20 protein-coding genes and 2 tRNA genes are annotated in these 15,584 nt (G+C 68.8%); 8 read left to right on the top strand and 14 right to left on the bottom strand.

All coding sequences use genetic code 11. From position 1 onward, the window contains the following. Positions 1–37 precede the first annotated feature (37 nt). Together ACWF9G_RS29345 and ACWF9G_RS29340 are read right to left on the bottom strand one after the other, a co-directional pair. Entirely contained in the window at positions 38–826 is a 789-nt protein-coding gene (locus tag ACWF9G_RS29345; RefSeq protein WP_452519264.1) for an ABC transporter permease, read from the bottom strand. Between the two features lie 24 nt (positions 827–850). Next, positions 851–1,807, bottom strand: a complete 957-nt coding sequence (locus ACWF9G_RS29340) for an ATP-binding cassette domain-containing protein (protein ID WP_452519262.1) — start codon at positions 1,805–1,807, stop codon at positions 851–853. Positions 1,808–1,923: 116 nt separating this feature from the next. On the opposite strand from ACWF9G_RS29340, the gene ACWF9G_RS29335 reads away from it, so the two are divergent. Further along, entirely contained in the window at positions 1,924–2,646 is a 723-nt protein-coding gene (locus ACWF9G_RS29335; RefSeq protein WP_379311199.1) for a TetR/AcrR family transcriptional regulator, read from the top strand. Between the two features lie 4 nt (positions 2,647–2,650). Here the strand turns inward: ACWF9G_RS29335 and bcp are convergent, their stop codons facing one another. Next, entirely contained in the window at positions 2,651–3,124 is a 474-nt protein-coding gene (bcp, locus tag ACWF9G_RS29330) for a thioredoxin-dependent thiol peroxidase (RefSeq protein ID WP_189032858.1), read from the bottom strand. A gap of 71 nt (positions 3,125–3,195) precedes the next feature. On the opposite strand from bcp, the gene ACWF9G_RS29325 reads away from it, so the two are divergent. Further along, positions 3,196–3,429, top strand: coding sequence for a DUF3618 domain-containing protein (locus tag ACWF9G_RS29325; RefSeq protein WP_373291758.1), 234 nt, complete (start codon positions 3,196–3,198; stop codon positions 3,427–3,429). Positions 3,430–3,498: 69 nt separating this feature from the next. Here ACWF9G_RS29325 and ACWF9G_RS29320 read toward each other — a convergent pair whose 3' ends face one another. Next, positions 3,499–3,795, bottom strand: a complete 297-nt coding sequence (locus ACWF9G_RS29320) for an excalibur calcium-binding domain-containing protein (RefSeq protein WP_379039782.1) — start codon at positions 3,793–3,795, stop codon at positions 3,499–3,501. A 135-nt stretch (positions 3,796–3,930) separates the two neighbouring features. After that, complete coding sequence (locus ACWF9G_RS29315; RefSeq protein WP_452519260.1) at positions 3,931–4,908, bottom strand: pirin family protein; 978 nt, start codon at positions 4,906–4,908, stop codon at positions 3,931–3,933. Positions 4,909–4,981: 73 nt separating this feature from the next. Here ACWF9G_RS29315 and ACWF9G_RS29310 point away from each other — a divergent pair, with 73 nt between their 5' ends. Further along, a complete protein-coding gene (locus ACWF9G_RS29310) occupies positions 4,982–5,446 on the top strand; it encodes a MarR family winged helix-turn-helix transcriptional regulator (RefSeq protein ID WP_378847696.1) in 465 nt (154 codons plus the stop codon). 39 nt (positions 5,447–5,485) lie between these two features. Here the strand turns inward: ACWF9G_RS29310 and ACWF9G_RS29305 are convergent, their stop codons facing one another. Further along, positions 5,486–5,881: a cupin domain-containing protein gene (locus ACWF9G_RS29305; RefSeq protein WP_452519259.1), complete on the bottom strand. Its 396-nt coding sequence runs from the start codon at positions 5,879–5,881 to the stop codon at positions 5,486–5,488. Positions 5,882–5,932: 51 nt separating this feature from the next. Between ACWF9G_RS29305 and ACWF9G_RS29300 the strand changes: the two genes are divergently transcribed. After that, positions 5,933–6,913 (top strand): GlxA family transcriptional regulator, encoded by a 981-nt coding sequence (locus ACWF9G_RS29300; protein ID WP_452519257.1) that lies wholly within the window; start codon positions 5,933–5,935, stop codon positions 6,911–6,913. Between the two features lie 136 nt (positions 6,914–7,049). Next, on the top strand, positions 7,050–7,853 hold the full coding sequence (locus ACWF9G_RS29295; RefSeq protein WP_452519255.1) for an alpha/beta fold hydrolase: 804 nt from the start codon (positions 7,050–7,052) through the stop codon (positions 7,851–7,853). A gap of 33 nt (positions 7,854–7,886) precedes the next feature. Here ACWF9G_RS29295 and ACWF9G_RS29290 read toward each other — a convergent pair whose 3' ends face one another. After that, positions 7,887–8,783 carry a LysR family transcriptional regulator ArgP gene (locus ACWF9G_RS29290; protein ID WP_452519254.1) on the bottom strand — a complete coding sequence of 299 codons (897 nt, stop codon included), beginning with the start codon at positions 8,781–8,783 and terminating at the stop codon, positions 7,887–7,889. Between the two features lie 72 nt (positions 8,784–8,855). On the opposite strand from ACWF9G_RS29290, the gene ACWF9G_RS29285 reads away from it, so the two are divergent. Continuing rightward, on the top strand, positions 8,856–9,476 hold the full coding sequence (locus ACWF9G_RS29285; RefSeq protein WP_452519252.1) for a LysE/ArgO family amino acid transporter: 621 nt from the start codon (positions 8,856–8,858) through the stop codon (positions 9,474–9,476). Between the two features lie 10 nt (positions 9,477–9,486). Here the strand turns inward: ACWF9G_RS29285 and ACWF9G_RS29280 are convergent, their stop codons facing one another. From ACWF9G_RS29280 to ACWF9G_RS29270, 3 genes are all read right to left on the bottom strand, one after another. Continuing rightward, positions 9,487–9,831, bottom strand: coding sequence for a hypothetical protein (locus ACWF9G_RS29280; protein WP_452519251.1), 345 nt, complete (start codon positions 9,829–9,831; stop codon positions 9,487–9,489). 74 nt (positions 9,832–9,905) lie between these two features. After that, on the bottom strand, positions 9,906–10,547 hold the full coding sequence (locus ACWF9G_RS29275) for a transglycosylase SLT domain-containing protein (RefSeq protein ID WP_379311191.1): 642 nt from the start codon (positions 10,545–10,547) through the stop codon (positions 9,906–9,908). A 620-nt stretch (positions 10,548–11,167) separates the two neighbouring features. After that, positions 11,168–11,240, bottom strand: a tRNA-Lys gene (locus ACWF9G_RS29270). A gap of 360 nt (positions 11,241–11,600) precedes the next feature. Here ACWF9G_RS29270 and ACWF9G_RS29265 point away from each other — a divergent pair. Next, positions 11,601–12,803: a L,D-transpeptidase gene (locus ACWF9G_RS29265; protein WP_452519270.1), complete on the top strand. Its 1,203-nt coding sequence runs from the start codon at positions 11,601–11,603 to the stop codon at positions 12,801–12,803. 71 nt (positions 12,804–12,874) lie between these two features. Here the strand turns inward: ACWF9G_RS29265 and ACWF9G_RS29260 are convergent, their stop codons facing one another. Both ACWF9G_RS29260 and ACWF9G_RS29255 read right to left on the bottom strand, forming a co-directional pair. After that, a complete protein-coding gene (locus tag ACWF9G_RS29260) occupies positions 12,875–13,228 on the bottom strand; it encodes a hypothetical protein (RefSeq protein WP_379311474.1) in 354 nt (117 codons plus the stop codon). Between the two features lie 109 nt (positions 13,229–13,337). Further along, on the bottom strand, positions 13,338–13,514 hold the full coding sequence (locus tag ACWF9G_RS29255) for a hypothetical protein (RefSeq protein ID WP_378856687.1): 177 nt from the start codon (positions 13,512–13,514) through the stop codon (positions 13,338–13,340). Positions 13,515–13,539: 25 nt separating this feature from the next. On the opposite strand from ACWF9G_RS29255, the gene ACWF9G_RS29250 reads away from it, so the two are divergent. After that, a complete protein-coding gene (locus ACWF9G_RS29250) occupies positions 13,540–14,064 on the top strand; it encodes a CGNR zinc finger domain-containing protein (protein ID WP_452519248.1) in 525 nt (174 codons plus the stop codon). A 3-nt stretch (positions 14,065–14,067) separates the two neighbouring features. On the opposite strand, the gene ACWF9G_RS29245 is transcribed toward ACWF9G_RS29250, so the two are convergent. Beyond that, positions 14,068–15,378 (bottom strand): FAD-binding oxidoreductase, encoded by a 1,311-nt coding sequence (locus tag ACWF9G_RS29245; protein WP_452519247.1) that lies wholly within the window; start codon positions 15,376–15,378, stop codon positions 14,068–14,070. 126 nt (positions 15,379–15,504) lie between these two features. Next, positions 15,505–15,577, bottom strand: a tRNA-His gene (locus ACWF9G_RS29240). Between the last annotated feature and the right edge of the window lie 7 nt (positions 15,578–15,584).

Here is a 15,584-nt window from a genome sequence, read left to right as displayed (position 1 = left end):
GCGCGATACACCGCGCGGCCCCTCGCTCGTTCCGTCGTCAGACGCTGGTTCGGCGTCGGAACAACACACCGGCGGCGAGATAGCCCGCGACGGCGATGCCGGCGCACCACAGCACGGCGAGCAGCGCGCTGTCGCCGATCGGCGTGCCCATCAGCAGGCCGCGCATCGTCTCGATCACCGGGGTCACCGGCTGGTGCTCGGCGAAGGCATGCAACCAGGTCGGCATCGTCTCGGTCGGCACGAACGCGCTGCTCACGTACGGCAGGAACATGAAGAAGAAGGTGAAGCCGTTGGCCGCCTCCGGGTTTCGGGCGAGCAGGCCGAGGGCCGCGGCGAGCCAGGACAGCGCGAAGACGAACATGGCGAGCACCGCGAGGACACCCAGCCAGCGCAGCGGGTCGGTGGTCGGGCGGAAGCCGAGCACCACCGCCACCCCGATCACGACGGCGGAGGTGAGCAGATTGCGCAGCACGCTCTCGGCGACATGCCCGGTGAGCACCGCCGACCGGGCGATGGCCATGGTGCGGAACCGGTCGATGATGCCCTCGGCCAGGTCGGTCGAGAGCGCGACCGCGGTGGTCGAGGCGCCGAAACCCGCGCACAGCAGGATGATTCCGGGTACCACGTAGTCGATGTAGGGCCCTGGCCCGGCGTCCATCGCGCCGCCGAAGACGTAGACGAACATCAGCAGGATCATCACCGGCAGCGCGATGGTCATGATCATCGTGTCGGGACTGCGCACGGTGTGCCGGATATTGCGGTCCAGCATGGTGATCGAGTCCTTGGCGGTGCGCAGGGCCCGCAGGGTGGGGGACTGGGTGGTCATGGTCGGTCTCGTTTCGGTGGGGGCTCAGGCGGCCGACGCGGCCTGGTCGGCCCGGCCGGTCAGGGCGAAGAAGACGTCGTCGAGGTCGGGGGTGTGCACGCTGAGCTGGTCGATGGCGATGTCGAGCTCGGCGAAACGGTCGAGCAGCCGCTTGATCTCGACCGCGCTGCCGTCCGAGGGCACCTGCAGGGTCAGCTGCTCCGGGTCGGGGTGGCCGTGGTCGCCGACGGCGTGCGCGGCGGCGGTGAGCAGGCGCTGATCGGCGAAACGGAACCGGATGTGGCCGCCGGGGACGAGGCGTTTGAGCTCCTCCGGCGTGCCGTCGGCGACGATGTGCCCGCCGTCGAGCACGGCGATCCGGTCGGCCAGCTGGTCGGCCTCCTCGAGGTATTGCGTGGTGAGGAAGACGGTGGTGCCCTCGGCCGCGAGCTCGCGGATCGCGGCCCAGAGGTCGCGGCGGCTGCGCGGGTCGAGGCCGGTGGTCGGTTCGTCCAGGAAGACCAGGCGTGGCCTGCCCATCAGGCTCATGGCGAGGTCGAGTCGGCGGCGCATGCCGCCGGAATAGGCGGAGACCGGCCGCTCGGCGGCGTCGGTGAGCTCGAAGCGGTCGAGCAGGTCGACGCCGCGACGCCGGGTCTCGGCGGCGCCGAGGTGCAGCAGCCTGCCGGTGAGCCGCAGGTTCTCGGCGCCGGTGAGCACGCCGTCGACGGCCGCGTACTGCCCGGTGACGCCGATCAGTCCGCGCACGGTGTCGGCCTCGCGCACGGCGTCGTGCCCGAAGACGCGCACGTCGCCGTGATCGGGCCGGATGAGGGTGGCCAGGATGCGGACCAGCGTGGTCTTGCCCGCGCCGTTCGGTCCGAGCAGGGCGAAGACGGTGCCGGATTCGACCTCGAGGTCGAGGTCGTCGAGCACGACCCGCGCGCCGAAGGCCTTGCGCAGCTGGTGCACAGAGAGCGCGGGCGTTGCTTCGAGCGTCATGAGTTCTCCGATCGAGAAACTGTTTATGGAATAAACATAGTTTATAGAGTAAGCAGTTCATGGGCGCAAGAGACGGCACCGCTAGAGTCGAGGCGAGCGGAGGAGGCTGGGAGCAGATGACGACGTCCGGCGACACGGCGTTACCGAAAGCGGTCGAGCTGATGTGGGGGCTCGAGCAGCCCGGCGCGCGCGGGCCCCGGCGCGGACTCACCCTCGACCAGATCCTGGACGCCGCCGTCGCGGTGGCCGACGCGGAGGGGTACGCGGCGCTGTCGATGAACCGGGTCGCCAAGCAGCTCGGCTTCACCGCCATGTCGCTGTATCGCTATGTCGACAGCAAGAACACGCTGATCGACCTGCTGATGGACCGGGTGGTCGGCGAGCCGCCCGCGATCGCGGCGGGCACGCCGTGGCGGCCGGGCCTCGAGCAGTGGGCGAGGGCGGAGTTCGAGCGGATCGGCCGCCACCCATGGTGGGTGGACATCCCGCTGAACCGGCCGCCGATGGGGCCCAACAACATGGCCTGGCTCGACGCCGCGCTACGGCTACTCGGCGCGACGGCGGTCCCCGAGCCGGTCAAGCTCCAGCTCGTGATGAACCTGTCGATGTTCGTGGTGGGCAAGCGCCGGGTCGTGCGGGACCTGCAGGCGGAGGAGGACGGCGACTTCGCCTCGGTGATGGCCAGGGTACTCGACCCGCAGCGCTATCCCTCGGTGTCGGCCGCGCTGTCCGCCTCCGCCTTCCACGACGACGAGATCGACTGGGAGAAAGCCGATTTCGAATTCGGTCTGGCGCGGCTGCTCGACGGCTACGAGGTCTTCATCCGCACCTTCGGCTGACTCGCTACACCGACAGGTCGCGACGCAGCTTGGCGACGTGGCCGGTGGCGCGGACGTTGTACTGGGCCAGTTCGATCTTGCCCTGCTCGTCGACCAGGAAGGTCGAGCGGATCACGCCGGTGACGGTCTTGCCGTACATCATCTTCTCGCCGAACGCGCCCCACTCCTTCAGCACGTCGCGCTCGGGGTCCGACAGCAGCGGGAAGTTCAGGCCCTCGGCGTCACGGAACTTGGCCAGCTTGGCCGGCTTGTCCGGCGAGATGCCGATGACGTCGAGGCCCGCGCCGCCGAGTTCGGCCAGATTGTCGCGGAAATCGCAGGCCTGTTTGGTGCAGCCGGGGGTACTCGCGGCCGGGTAGAAGTAGACGATCACCTTGCGTCCGCGGTAGTCCGACAGCGACACATCCTTGCCGTCGGCGTCGGGCAGCGTGAAATCGGGTGCGGTGTCTCCGGGGGAGAGGCGATGGTTGTCGGTCACCACCGCACGGTAACCGACCGGGTCCGGCGAAGGCATGGATAGACTCGTCGGCGAGCAGACACATACTGGAGGTGACGGTGGCCAAGGACGACACCGACCGGATCGAGCGCGAGATCGAAATCGCGCGCGCCCGGTTGGCGACGACACTCGACGAACTGGCGGTGCGCGCCGATCCGCAGCGGATCGCAGACGACACCAAGGCGATCGTGGTCGCCAAGTTGAACGAGCCGAAGGTCAAATACACACTGATCGGCGCGGGCGCCCTGGTGGCGGGCCTGGTCCTGGTGAAGATCTTCCGTCGCTGAATTCCGGCGACACAAAAAGAACACCCGATGTGGCAGCTGCCACATCGGGTGTTCTTTTTCGGTACTACCTCAGACTGTCGGGCAGGCGAAGCCGTCACCGTCGGGGTCGAGGTGCGGGGAGTAGCCCGCCTCGCCGCGGAACAGGGGAGCGCGGCCCGCGGCGATGGCCTCGTCGCAGTTGCGGAAGGCACCGCCCGCCGAACCGGTCTGGACCAGATTGGCCGAGCCGGTCGCGTTGAGGATGGAATCGAAGCTGGAAGAGCCGGTGCCCGAGGACCCGGTCACCTGATCGGCGTGGGCGGCGGGGGCGGCGAGCAGGGACAGCCCTGCGACGGCGAGGCTGACGGTTAGCCGGCGAACGTTCATGGATTCCTCTATGTCTGCGGCGGTTCGGTTGTGGGCCCGGACACTTGGTGGCCGGGCGGCCCCGTCCACCTTCGTGAGCGGGCGTCCGGTTGTCAACCGCGCGAGCCCTACCAGATCGCCGCGACCGGCGGTCGGTTATTCGCCCAGGCGTCGGCCGGTGCGGTGTTCGGCCGGGATGGTGCCCATCCGGCCCGCCTGGAAATCCTCCATGGCCTCGATGATTTCCTCGCGGGTGTTCATGACGAACGGCCCGTACTGGATCACCGGTTCGCGCAACGGCATTCCGCCGAGCAGCAGCACCTCGAGATCGCCGGTGGTGCTGTGCTGGGCGGTGTCGGCGGTCAGCGTGATCGCGTCGCCCTTGCCGAAGACCACCAGCTGCCCGGTGCCGATCGGCCTGCGATCGACGCCGACGGTGCCGCTGCCCGACAGCACGTAGGCCATCGCGGTGTAGTCCTTGGGCCACGGAGTCTCGAGCTGCGCGCCGGGCACGAGCGAGGCGTGGGCGTAGGCGATCGGGGTGTAGGTGGAGCCGGGGCCCGCGAAACCGCCGAGCTCACCGGCGATGACGCGCACGAGCGCGCCGCCGTCGTGCGAGCTGACCAGGGTCAGTTCACCGGCGCGCAGGTCCTGGTAGGACGGGGTGGCGAACTTGTTCGCGCGCGGCAGGTTGACCCACAGCTGGATGCCGTGGAAGGTGCCGCCGGAGATGACGAGCTTCTCCTCGGGCAGTTCGTCGTGCAGCATGCCGGAGCCCGCGGTCATCCACTGTGTGTCGCCCTCGCTGATGACGCCACCGCCGCCCTGCGAGTCGTGGTGGACCATGGTGCCGTCGAGCATGTAGGTGACGGTCTCGAAGCCGCGGTGCGGATGCCAGGGCGCGCCCTTGGCCTCGTAGGGCTCGTAGGCGACGGGGCCCATCTGGTCGAGCAGGATGAAGGGGTCGGCCGAGCGTAGATCGACGCTCGGGAACGGCCGGGTCACCTCGAAGCCCGCGCCTTCCTGCTGGCGCGACGCGGTGACGATCTGGCGGACGGGTCGCTGGGTCTCGGTGACATCGGGGCGGGGCAGCCGGGGCAGCACCATGATGTCGTCGACGGTGATTGCGGGCATGGGATGCGCCTCCTCGAGGGCTCTGCGGTCACTTTGTTTCCATGTCAACCAAATGGGTTCTAGGATCATTCCCGTGACCCGATGGTTGTCCGAGGAAGAGCAGCAGACCTGGCAGGCCTATATCCGCATGCGCCAGCGTCTGGACGCGGCGATCGCGGCGGGCCTGGCCGAGCACGGCCTGTCGATGGCCGACTACGAGCTGATGGTGCCGCTGTCGGCGACGCCGAACGGGTGCATGCGGGCCAAGGAACTGGCGGGCGAGGTGTGCTGGGACAAGTCCCGGCTCTCCAAGCAGCTCGCCAGGATGGCGGCGCGCGGACTCGTCGACCGCAGGCCCGCCGAGGACGACGCCCGAGGGATCGTGGTCTCGCTGACCGAGGAGGGCCGCGCGGTGCTCGGCCGGGCCGCGCCCGAGCATGTCGAGCTGGTGCGTGACCTGTTCGTCGACCGGTTGACCCAGCGGGAGAGCACCGCGCTGCGGACACTGTCGGAGAAGGTGATCGCGGTGAGCGACGACCGAACATCGTTGCCCGGTTGACGGTTTCGCGTATCCGGGCAACCCCGACCAGACGGTGGTTCAGGCGAGCGCCGTGCCCGTTGTCGCGGTGACGTGGTCGGGGACCTCGCCCGCGTAGTCGCCCGTGGTCAGGGTGCCGGACGGTTCGAACAAGAGCAGCGTCGCACCGTCGGCGGAGGTCGGGCGGTGGTCGACACCGCGCGGCACGACGTAGGTGTCGTTGCGATGCAGGGTGATTCGTCGTTGCGGGGCATCCGGCTCGCGCAGGTCGATGTCGAGTGTGCCGTCGAGGACGAGGAAGAACTCGTCGGTGTCGTGGTGCGCGTGCCACAGATGCTCGCCGCGCACCTTGGCCAGTCGTACGTCCCAGTCGTTGACGCGCGTGAGAATGCGGGGGCTCCAGAGCGCGTCGAAGGTGGCGAGCGCGGCGTCGATATTCTTCGGTCGATCGGTCATGCCCCATGGTCGCGGTTGCGGTCGGTGCCTGACCAGTGCGATGAATAGCGCATGTCGAAAGATTTCTCGCAGCCTGGTTTGCACCGGGTAGTAGCGCTCGTCGACGAGGGGTCCAACCCGTTCGAACTGGCCTGTATGACCGAGGTGTTCGGCATCGACCGGCCCGAGATCGGCGGGCTGCTCTACGACTTCCGGCTCTGCGCGCACCGGCGCGAGGTGCCGATGCGGCAGAACTTCTTCACGATGACCGGCCTGGCAGACCTGGCCCTGCTCGACTCCGCCGACACCGTGATCGTGCCGAATCGCCCGGACACCGAGACGCCACGGCATCCGGCCGTGCTCGCGGCGATCGCGCGGGCGCATGCGCGCGGAGCGCGGCTGGTCGGCATGTGCAGCGGGGCGTTCACGCTGGCCGAAGCGGGGGTGCTGACCGGCCGCACCGTCACGATGCATTGGCAGTGGGCGGCCGAATTCCGGCGCAGATTCCCCGATACGGAGGTCGATGATGCCGTGCTCTTTATCGATGACGAGGACATCCTCACCTCGGCAGGCAGCGCGGCGGCCCTCGACCTGGCCCTGCACCTGGTCGGCCGCGACCACGGTGCGCAGATCGCCACGGCGGTCGCGCGCCGTCTCGTCTTCGCCGCGCACCGCCGGGGCGGGCAGCGCCAGTTCATCGAGCGTCCGGTGTCCCGCGACCCCGGTCCGTCGCTCGCGTCGACGGTCGAGTGGGCCGAACACCATGCCACCGAACCGATTACCGTCGCCGATATCGCGGCCACCGCCTGCGTGAGCGTGGCAACTCTGCATCGCCGCTTCCGCGCCGAACTCGGTTGCACGCCGCTGGCCTGGCTCACCGCCCGCCGCCTCGACCACGCCCGCAGGCTCCTCGAAGCAAGCGACCTCTCCGTGGAGCAGGTCGCGACCGCGAGCGGCCTCGGCACCGCGGTGAACCTGCGCACTCACCTGGGCGCCGCGACCGGTCTCACCCCGACCGCCTACCGCAGACAGTTCCGCACCCGACGCGCGTGATCCGCCGGTATCGGCGTATCCGCCGGAAAGACCGGGGCCGACCATCGGCTCGCGCTCGCTCGCCGGATTCCGCCCGTGATCGTCGTTCTCGGGGATGCGTAGCGAGCAGGCGGCACCGTGCCGGTAGGGTCCCGGCATGCCCCTCGTCTCGCTCAACGGCATCCAGCTCAACTACGACGTCACCGGATCGGGACCGCTGGTCCTGCTCGTGATGGGCAGTGGCAGTCCTGGCCGCGTCTGGCGTACCTATCAGGTGCCTGCCCTGGTCAAGGCCGGGTTCCGGGTCGCCACGGTCGACAATCGGGGGATCGCGCCGTCGTCGGAATCGGCGGCGGGGATCACCATGGCCGACCTGGTCGGTGACACCGCGGCACTGATCGAGCACCTGGGGGCGCCCGCCCATGTGGTCGGTACGTCGATGGGGTCGCGGGTGGTGGCCGAGCTCGCGCTTGCTCGGCCCGAGTTGCTTGGTAAGGCCGTCATGTTCGCTGCCACGGCGCGTCCGCACCCGCCGTCGAGCACGCTCAACCGGGGTGAGCAGGCGTTGTTCGACAAGGGGATCCAGCTGCCGCCCGAGTATGCGGCCGCGGTCAAAGCGATGCTCAATCTGTCCCCGCACACCCTGGCCGACCCGGGCAAGGCGCAGGAATGGCTCGACATCTTCGAATTCACTTCGGGCAAGGGCACTCCGGGCACCCGGGCGCAGCTGGGAATGGATCGGTCGCAGGACCGGCGCGAGGCGTATCGGCGGATCACCGTGCCCAGCCTGGTCGTCGGGTTCGCCGACGACCAGATGGTGCCGCCGCGGTTCGGCCGCGAGGTCGCCGAGGTGATCCCCGGCGCCCGCTACGCCGAGATCGAGCGCTGCGGGCACTACGGCTATCTCGAACAGCCCGACGAGGTCAATCGCGTGCTCGTCGAATTCCTCTCCGCCGCTTGATCACCCACCCGGATCGGGCAGCCTGACTCCGGTTCACGACGGCTGGATCAGCTTGGTCGCCGCGGCTGCCGCGATGGCTTGCGCCGCGGCGCTCAGCGCGGGGGAGTCGAGCTTCCACTGCTGCCAGTACAGCGGCACATCGATGTGGGACCGGCCGTCGAGGTTGACGAGAGTTCCCGCGGACCTGTCCTGTTCGGTTTGCAGATCCGGCAGCATGCCCCAGCCCATGCCGAGTCGCACCGCATCGCCGAAGGCGTTGGAGGACGGTACGAAATGCGTCGGGGGATCGATCGGCCGGGACGACTGGCCGCGGACGTGCCGGAACTGCAGGTCGTCCTTGCGGTCGAACTGGATCATCGGCACGTCCGCGTACGCACCGGGCCGCGCGCCGTCGGGGAACCAGTACTGCGCGAAATCAGGGGTCGCGAGGGGCTGGTACCGCATGGCGCCGAGCGGTTCGACCTTGCAGCCCTGGACCGGAGTCGCGGTCGCGGTGATCGCCGCCATCACCGTGCCGTCGCGGAGCAGCCGGGTGGTGTGTTCCTCGTCCTCGCGGTGCAGTTCGAAGTAGATCCGGCCGCGCACCCCCGCCAGGGCGGGCATCACCCAGGTCTCCAGCGAATCGGCGTTGACGGCGATCGGAATCCTGGCGGGGCGGCCCGCGGGCCGATCGGTATCGCCGAGTTCGCGGGCGGTGTCACCGGTGAGCAACTCGACCTGACGCGCGAGCCGCAGTACGGCGAGCCCGGATTCGGTGGCGCGCACCGGTTTCGAGCGCTGCACCAGGATGCGCCCCGCCGCCTCTTCCAGCGCTTTGATCCGCTGGCTGATCGCCGACGGGGTGACGTTCAACCGCCGCGCCGCCGCCTCGAAGGTGCCCTCGGTGAGCACCGCGTCGAGCGCGCGCAACTGGTCCAGCTGCAGATCCACATCAGCGATTCTAATGGTAGTGAAGAATCATTAGCTGGCCTGAAAATTGATGGTCTCTTAACGTCGAAAGACGTGACGACATCTTCCGCGGCACTGGCCGCCCTCTCCGGATTGGGTTTCGGTCTCTCGCTCATCGTGGCGATCGGCGCGCAGAACGCGTTCGTGCTGCGACAAGGTGTGCGCGGTCAGCATGTGCTGCCGGTGATCGCCGTCTGCGCCGTCTCCGACATCGTGCTGATCGCGGCGGGAGTCGCGGGCTTCGGCACCGTCGTCGAGGCGGTGCCCGCCATCGTGACCGTGGCCCGGTACGCGGGCGCGGCCTTCCTGATCGGGTACGCGGTGCTGGCGGTGCGGCGGGCGATGAGTTCGTCGGCGCTGATCGCCGAAGCCGCGGGCGCCTCGGTGGCCGTCGGCGCCTCGGTGCTCACCTGCCTGGCGCTGACCTGGCTCAATCCGCACGTCTACCTGGACACGGTCGTGCTGCTCGGTTCCTTCGCGAGCACCTACGCGAGTCCGGATCGCTGGTTCCTGGCCGCGGGCGCGATGGTCGCCAGCGTCGTCTGGTTCCTGGCGCTGGGTTACGGCGCGCGCCGCCTCGGACCGCTGTTCGAGCGGCCTGCCGCGTGGCGCGTTCTCGATTCGCTGATCGCGGTGATCATGTTCGCGCTGGCGGTCGGCCTCGTCGTCTCCTGACAGCGCAGGCCTAGGACTCGGCCGCCCACGGCTTGACGGGTGGTTTCACCCAGAGCAGCTTCTCGTCCGCGTGCGTGCGCACCGCGGCGGCGTGGCCGGGGTTGCGCGCGGCCCACGCGTCCTTCTGGTCGAGCAGGTCCGCGACCACCTGCCAGGTCTCGCCGGTGCTGGGTGGATTGGTGTCGGCGGCCCTGGCCAGTTTGCGCAGGGTGGACGCGGGCAGGTCGAGGAGTTCGGCACCGCGGATGTCGCGGGACCAGGCGTAGCCGGCCAGACGGCGGGCCTTGGTGGCGCGGCTCGCGGTGGCCGCGTCGGAATGCGCGTGATCGGGTGCCTGATCGGCGCTGTCTGGCACAGGGTCATCCTACGACGAACGCCCGCGCTCCGGTCGGCGATGACCGGGGCGCGGGCGTTGACCCGTCAGGTGGCTCAGTAGGCGCTGTTGACGTTGTCCATCGAGCCGTAGCGGTGCGCGGCGTAGTTGCAGGCCGCGACGATGTTGGAGACCGGGTTCCAGACGTCGAACGGGGTGCCCTCGACGTGGTACGCGGCGAAGGTCGGGTCGATCACCTGGAGCAGGCCCTTGGAGGGGATGCCCATCGCGGCGTTGGAGTCCCACAGGTTGATCGCCTGGGGGTTACCGGTCGACTCGCGCATGATGTTGCGGTGGATGCCGTCGTAGCTGCCGGGGATGCCCTTGGCGGCCATGATGTCGAGGGCCTCGCGGATCCAGCCGTCCAGGTTGTCCGCGTACACCGGCGGGGCAGGGGCGGGCTCGGGCATCGGGGCCGGGGCGGCCTCCGGAGCAGGCGCGGGGGCGGGGGCGGGAGCGGCCTCCGGCGCGGGGGCCGGGGCGGGGATCGCCTCGATGGCGGGGGCGGCGCCGACGGCGGGGATGCTCTCCGCCTGCTCGACGACCATGGCTGCACGCTCGGGCACGCTGTCGTCGGCGAAGGAGACGGCGGAGGACGCGGCTACGGCGACCAGACCGACCGCGGCGACGGCCACGGTGAACGCCTCACGGCGCGAACGACGGCCGATAACGGTGCTGAGCTTGTCTTTGTTGAGCATTGCTTTTCTGTTCCTTCATCTCTGTCTGGCGACGCAGGCCCTGGTAGGGGCTCGGTGGATCGCGCAGCGCGCGCAGCGGCGCACGCCGGTCAGGCGATGTGTTGTTTCTGTCTGTATGGGAATGTGCGACGCTGTCGGGGTCGGACTCGCTCGTCGGCGGTCCGCGCGTCGCACGGTGCTCCACAGCTGGCTGCGGGGAGACCACGCGCTGTTCGGTTCTCGTGCTCCGGAAGTTGGATACCTCGGGGCTAACCAAACCGCAGGTCTGTTTGTGACCTGATTGCAGAATGGTCACGACGGGTTAACGCAAGGTGAACGAAACCTGAACGGCAAACGCTGACGATCTTGGTTGCTCCACCGGGCAGTTGCGGAATCGTTATCTACGCAGGGGGTTTACTGCTGCTTCCGATGTGCCGCGCGTCACAGAAAAAGTTTGCCCAAATCGGGTTTCACGATCATTTGCGCAGCTCCAGCGTGTCCGGATCGGGGCTGCAGTGGCTTCGAGCGCCCGTGTCCAGACCGATTTGATAACGACCTCGTGACCGTTGTCGAACGCGGAGACCTGACGCAGAAAGACCGCATCCCGGCAGTTTCGGTAACTGCCGGGATGCGGTCTGTTGTGCGCCATCAGGGACTCGAACCCCGAACCCGCTGATTAAGAGTCAGCTGCTCTGCCAATTGAGCTAATGGCGCTTGGTTTGCTCGGATCGCGACTCTAGGAGAGAACCTCTCGGCTTCTCCGTTCGCCCCGCTCTCCGGTGCGGAACAAACATTAACAGGCTAGGGGCCGGAAAGTGAAATCGGGCTCTGACCAGCGACAATGCGGACCTCTTCGAAGTGTTAACGATCCAGGTCCCGGCACGTATCTAACGATTGTGACTTGGTCGTGTCGCGGGGGCTTTCCCGTTGGTCACGACCGGGCGGGCTGGCAGAATGGCGGGACGACGATCTCGGTCGCCCCCGTCGACGCGGATGGCACGAGTGATAGGCGTCGATGGGATCTGCGGCGCACACACGTTATTGCGTCGGTACGGAAACGGGGTTGACATGGGTATGAAGCGGGGGCGACATCGGTCGCTGCGGACGATCGTTCCGGTGGCACTGCTGGCGGTGTTCGCGCTGGGGGCGTCGGCGTGCTCGGCGGCGGAGGGGGCTGGGGTCGAGGTCGCGATCGACCGCAACCCGATCACCGAGCTGATCAAGCCGAAGCTGGTGTCGACGATCAAGGACGGGCAGGTCGGTGTCTCACCCGGCATGCCGCTGGCCTTCCAGGTCGAGGACGGCAAGTTCACCGAGGTCACGCTCGCGAACAAGGAAGGCCGCCCGGTCTCCGGGCAGCTGGCGGGCGACGGCCGCTCCTGGGCGACCACCGAGGTGCTCGGCTACGGCAAGACCTACAACCTGACGGCGTCGGCGATCGGCCTCGGCGGGGTGAACTCGACGACCCTGAGCTTCACCACCAGTTCGCCGAACAGCCAGACCAAGCCCTACCTGCTTCCCGGCGAGGGCGAGGTGGTCGGCATCGGTCAGCCGGTGGCCATCCAGTTCGACGAGAACATCCCCGATCGGCGGGCCGCGCAGGACGCCATCAAGATCACCACCGAGCCCGCGGTGGAGGGTGCCTTCTACTGGGTGAACAATCGCGAAGTGCGGTGGCGGCCAGAGCATTTCTGGGCTCCGGGCACCAAGGTGACCATCGACGTGAACGTCTACGGCAAGGACCTCGGCAAGGGGCTCTACGGCCAGGACAACATCCACTCGTTCTTCACCATCGGTGACGCGCAGGTCTTCACCGCCGACGACAACACCCACCAGGTGACGGTGGAGCGCAACGGTCAGGTGATCATGACCATGCCGACCTCGATGGGCAAGGACAGCACGCCCACCGACAACGGCATCTACATCGTCAGCGACCGGCACGAGAAGATCATCATGGACTCCTCGACCTACGGCGTCTCGGTGAACTCGCCGGACGGCTACCGCACCCCGGTCGACTACGCGACGCGAATCTCCTACAGCGGCATCTTCTTCCACTCGGCCCCGTGGTCGATCGGGCAGCAGGGCTACTCCAACGCCAGCCACGGCTGCCTGAACCTGAGCCCGGCGAACGCGCGCTGGGTGTACGAGAACGCCAAGCGTGGTGACATCACGATCATCAAGAACACCGTCGGCGGCACCCTGTCCGGTGTCGACGGTCTGGGCGACTGGAACATTCCGTGGCCGGAATGGAAGGCGGGCAACGCCGACGCCGCCTGATCCGCGAAAAACAAAGGGCCACCGGAAGTTTCCGGCGGCCCTTTGTTTTTGAAGGTTGGTGAACGGGTGGTTCAGGCGGGGGTCGGCAGGTCGCTGCAGTCCATCATCGCCTCGCCCGCGACAGCCAGAGCGCTGCCGAGCGCGCCGCACAGGATGCGCCCGCCGAACAGCAGCCGGTCCAGGTTGGGCAGGCCGGCCGAGCCGGTGCCGGAGGAGCCGGTGGTCTCGACGCCGGTGGTGGAGCCGCTCTGTGCCGAGCCGGACTCGGGCTGCTCGGTGGGCAGGCCGAATTCGCCGGTGGCCGTCGGCGCGGCGGCGACGTACGGGGACAGGGGCAGGCCGGGCGACTCGGCCGCCGCGGTCCCCGCGATCGGGCCGAGCGCGGTGGCGGCCGCGAAGGCGGCGACGACGGTGGAACGCTTCATCAAGGGGTCTTTCCGGTCGAACGCTGACGAGATATGCCCCACATCTGGGCAGTGGTCCAGAGTGTAGCGGTCAAACGTGACGTTCGTCATGGCACCGGCCACCTGCGAGCTACGCCGTGGCGGCGAGCCCGTGGTCGGCGCCGTGGAGTTCGGCCGAGATGCTGACGCCGGGGTCGCCGACGACGACCCGTCGGGCCCCGCAGCGGCACCGCTGGTAGGCGATGAGGCCCTCGCTGGTCCGGTGGCAGGACTCGATCCGCCAGGTGTGCGTGGTGTGGCTGTTCATGCTTCGAGTCTGTTGTAATGGCATTGTGCATTACAACCATTACGGGCGAGAGCCGGTGCAGCTCGGCGTCGACCTGCTCAACGAACCGTGTGGGAGTGCCGCGGAGCTGGGTCGGCGCTGTGCGGCGGCGGGGCTTGTCTTGTCCCAGCCGCCGACGGACGACGATCTGGCGTCGGTGACGGCGTTTCTGTCGCGCTGGCGGCGGGTGGTGGCGTGCGCGGACCGGACCGAACGCGCGGCGCTGCTCAACGTGCTGCTCGCCGAGTACGCGTCGGCGCCCCGGCTGACCGACCACGCGGGCGACGGCTGGCACCTGCATTTCCGCGACCAAGGGGTTCCGACCGATCGCCAGGTCGCCGCACTGATCACCGTCGGCACCGCACTGCACCTGACCGGTCTGGGGATGGACCGGCTCGGTGAGTGCGCGGCCGAGGGGTGCGCGCGGGTGTACGCCGATACATCACGCAACGGCAGACAGCGTTTCTGCAGCCCGGCGTGTGCGAACCGGTCGGCGGTGCGCAGGCACCGGGCCGGCCGCGTCGCCGGGTGACGGTCACTCCAGCACGGGGAAGTTGGCGCGCAGGACGCTGTGCGGGTCGCGGGCCCGCTTGATCTGGCGGAGCCGGGTCAGCGTCGCCGCGTCGAAGGCCGCGCTCGCCGACTCGCCCGGCGCGAGGAAGGTGTAGGGCTTGGCGCCGGTGATGTGCGGGCCGAGTCCGTCCAGGATCGTGGCGAAACCGGCGGTGACGTCGTCGATCAGGTGCGGCAGGCCGAGGCCGAGCAGGTAGAGGGCATAGGGCTCGGTGACCTTTCCGCGCGCGCCGTCGTCAGGGCCGCTCTGGGCCAGTGCGCCGCCGAGGCCGCGGATCTGGATGTTGAGCAGCGGGGCCACCGGTGCGTCGATGATTGTCTTCACGACCGCGTCACCGAGATCGGTGAGCAGTTCGCCGCGCGACAGCGACGGGCTCGGATCGGTGGGTTCGGCCGTGATGGTGCCGATCTGGTCCGGCGTCATGGCCCCACGGGTGTCGGCGAGGCGGCCGGGCAGGGTGTCGAGAACGCTGGTCAGCGCACGTCCCTGCGCCGGGTCGCCGAGGTAGGCGAAGTCGATGGCGACCGTCGGCGCCGCGCCGGGGATCTGGTAGCGCTGCAACCACACCGACAGCTCGGCGGGCGCGTCGGTGGTGAGCGCGGTGAACATCTCGAACACCGCGCGGGTCTGCTCGGCGGGCCAGCTCACCCGGCCGCCGTAGAGCTGGGGCAGCTCGACGAGGTCGAACTCGAGCGCGGTGACGATCCCGAAGTCGCCGCCGCCGCCACGCAGGGCCCAGAACAGCTCGGGGTCGGAGTCGGCGGTCACCCTGGTCTGTTCGCCCGCGGCGTCGACGAGGTCGACCGCGCGGACCGCGTTCGCCGCCCAGCCGTGCGCGCGGGCCAGCCAGCCGAACCCACCGCCCAGGGTGTATCCGGTCACACCGACGACGGGGTTGCTGCCCGCCAGGCCGGACAGTCCGTGCGCGGCGGCCGCGGATTGCACACGTCCCCACTGCGCGCCGGAACCGACGCGGGCCAGGCGCCGATCGGGGTCGACCGCGATGCTGTCGAGCTTGCCGGTGCGGACGAGGATCGTGTCCTCGATATCGCCGGTCGCGCCGTGGCCGGTCGGCTGTGTCACCACCGTGCGGCCCGCGCGGCGGGCGTAGCGCACGACGCCGGCGATGTCGTCGGCGTCGGCGACCTCGACGACGGCGGCGACCGACTGCGTCACCGCCACGTTCCACGGCCGGGCCGCCTGGTCGAAGCCCTCGTCGCCCGGCAGGAACACCGTCCCGCGGACGGCGCCGCGCAGTTCGTCGATACCCATGGCCGAATCCTCATTTCTCTCGGTTGTCTACCGAGTCGACGACAGAGGACCGGCGACTGTGACATCCTCGCCAGTCCCGGTGAAACGCAGAAGGGCCGGTCCGCGAGGACCGGCCCTTCTGTTCGGGGTGACTGACGGGACTCGAACCCGCGACAGCCAGGATCACAACCTGGTGCTCTACCAACTGAACTACAGTCACCATCACC

The organism is Nocardia sp. NPDC055029 (genome assembly GCF_053608525.1).
Note: the sequence above shows the minus strand (reverse complement) of the source record. Positions and strands in the feature narration are given on the sequence as shown.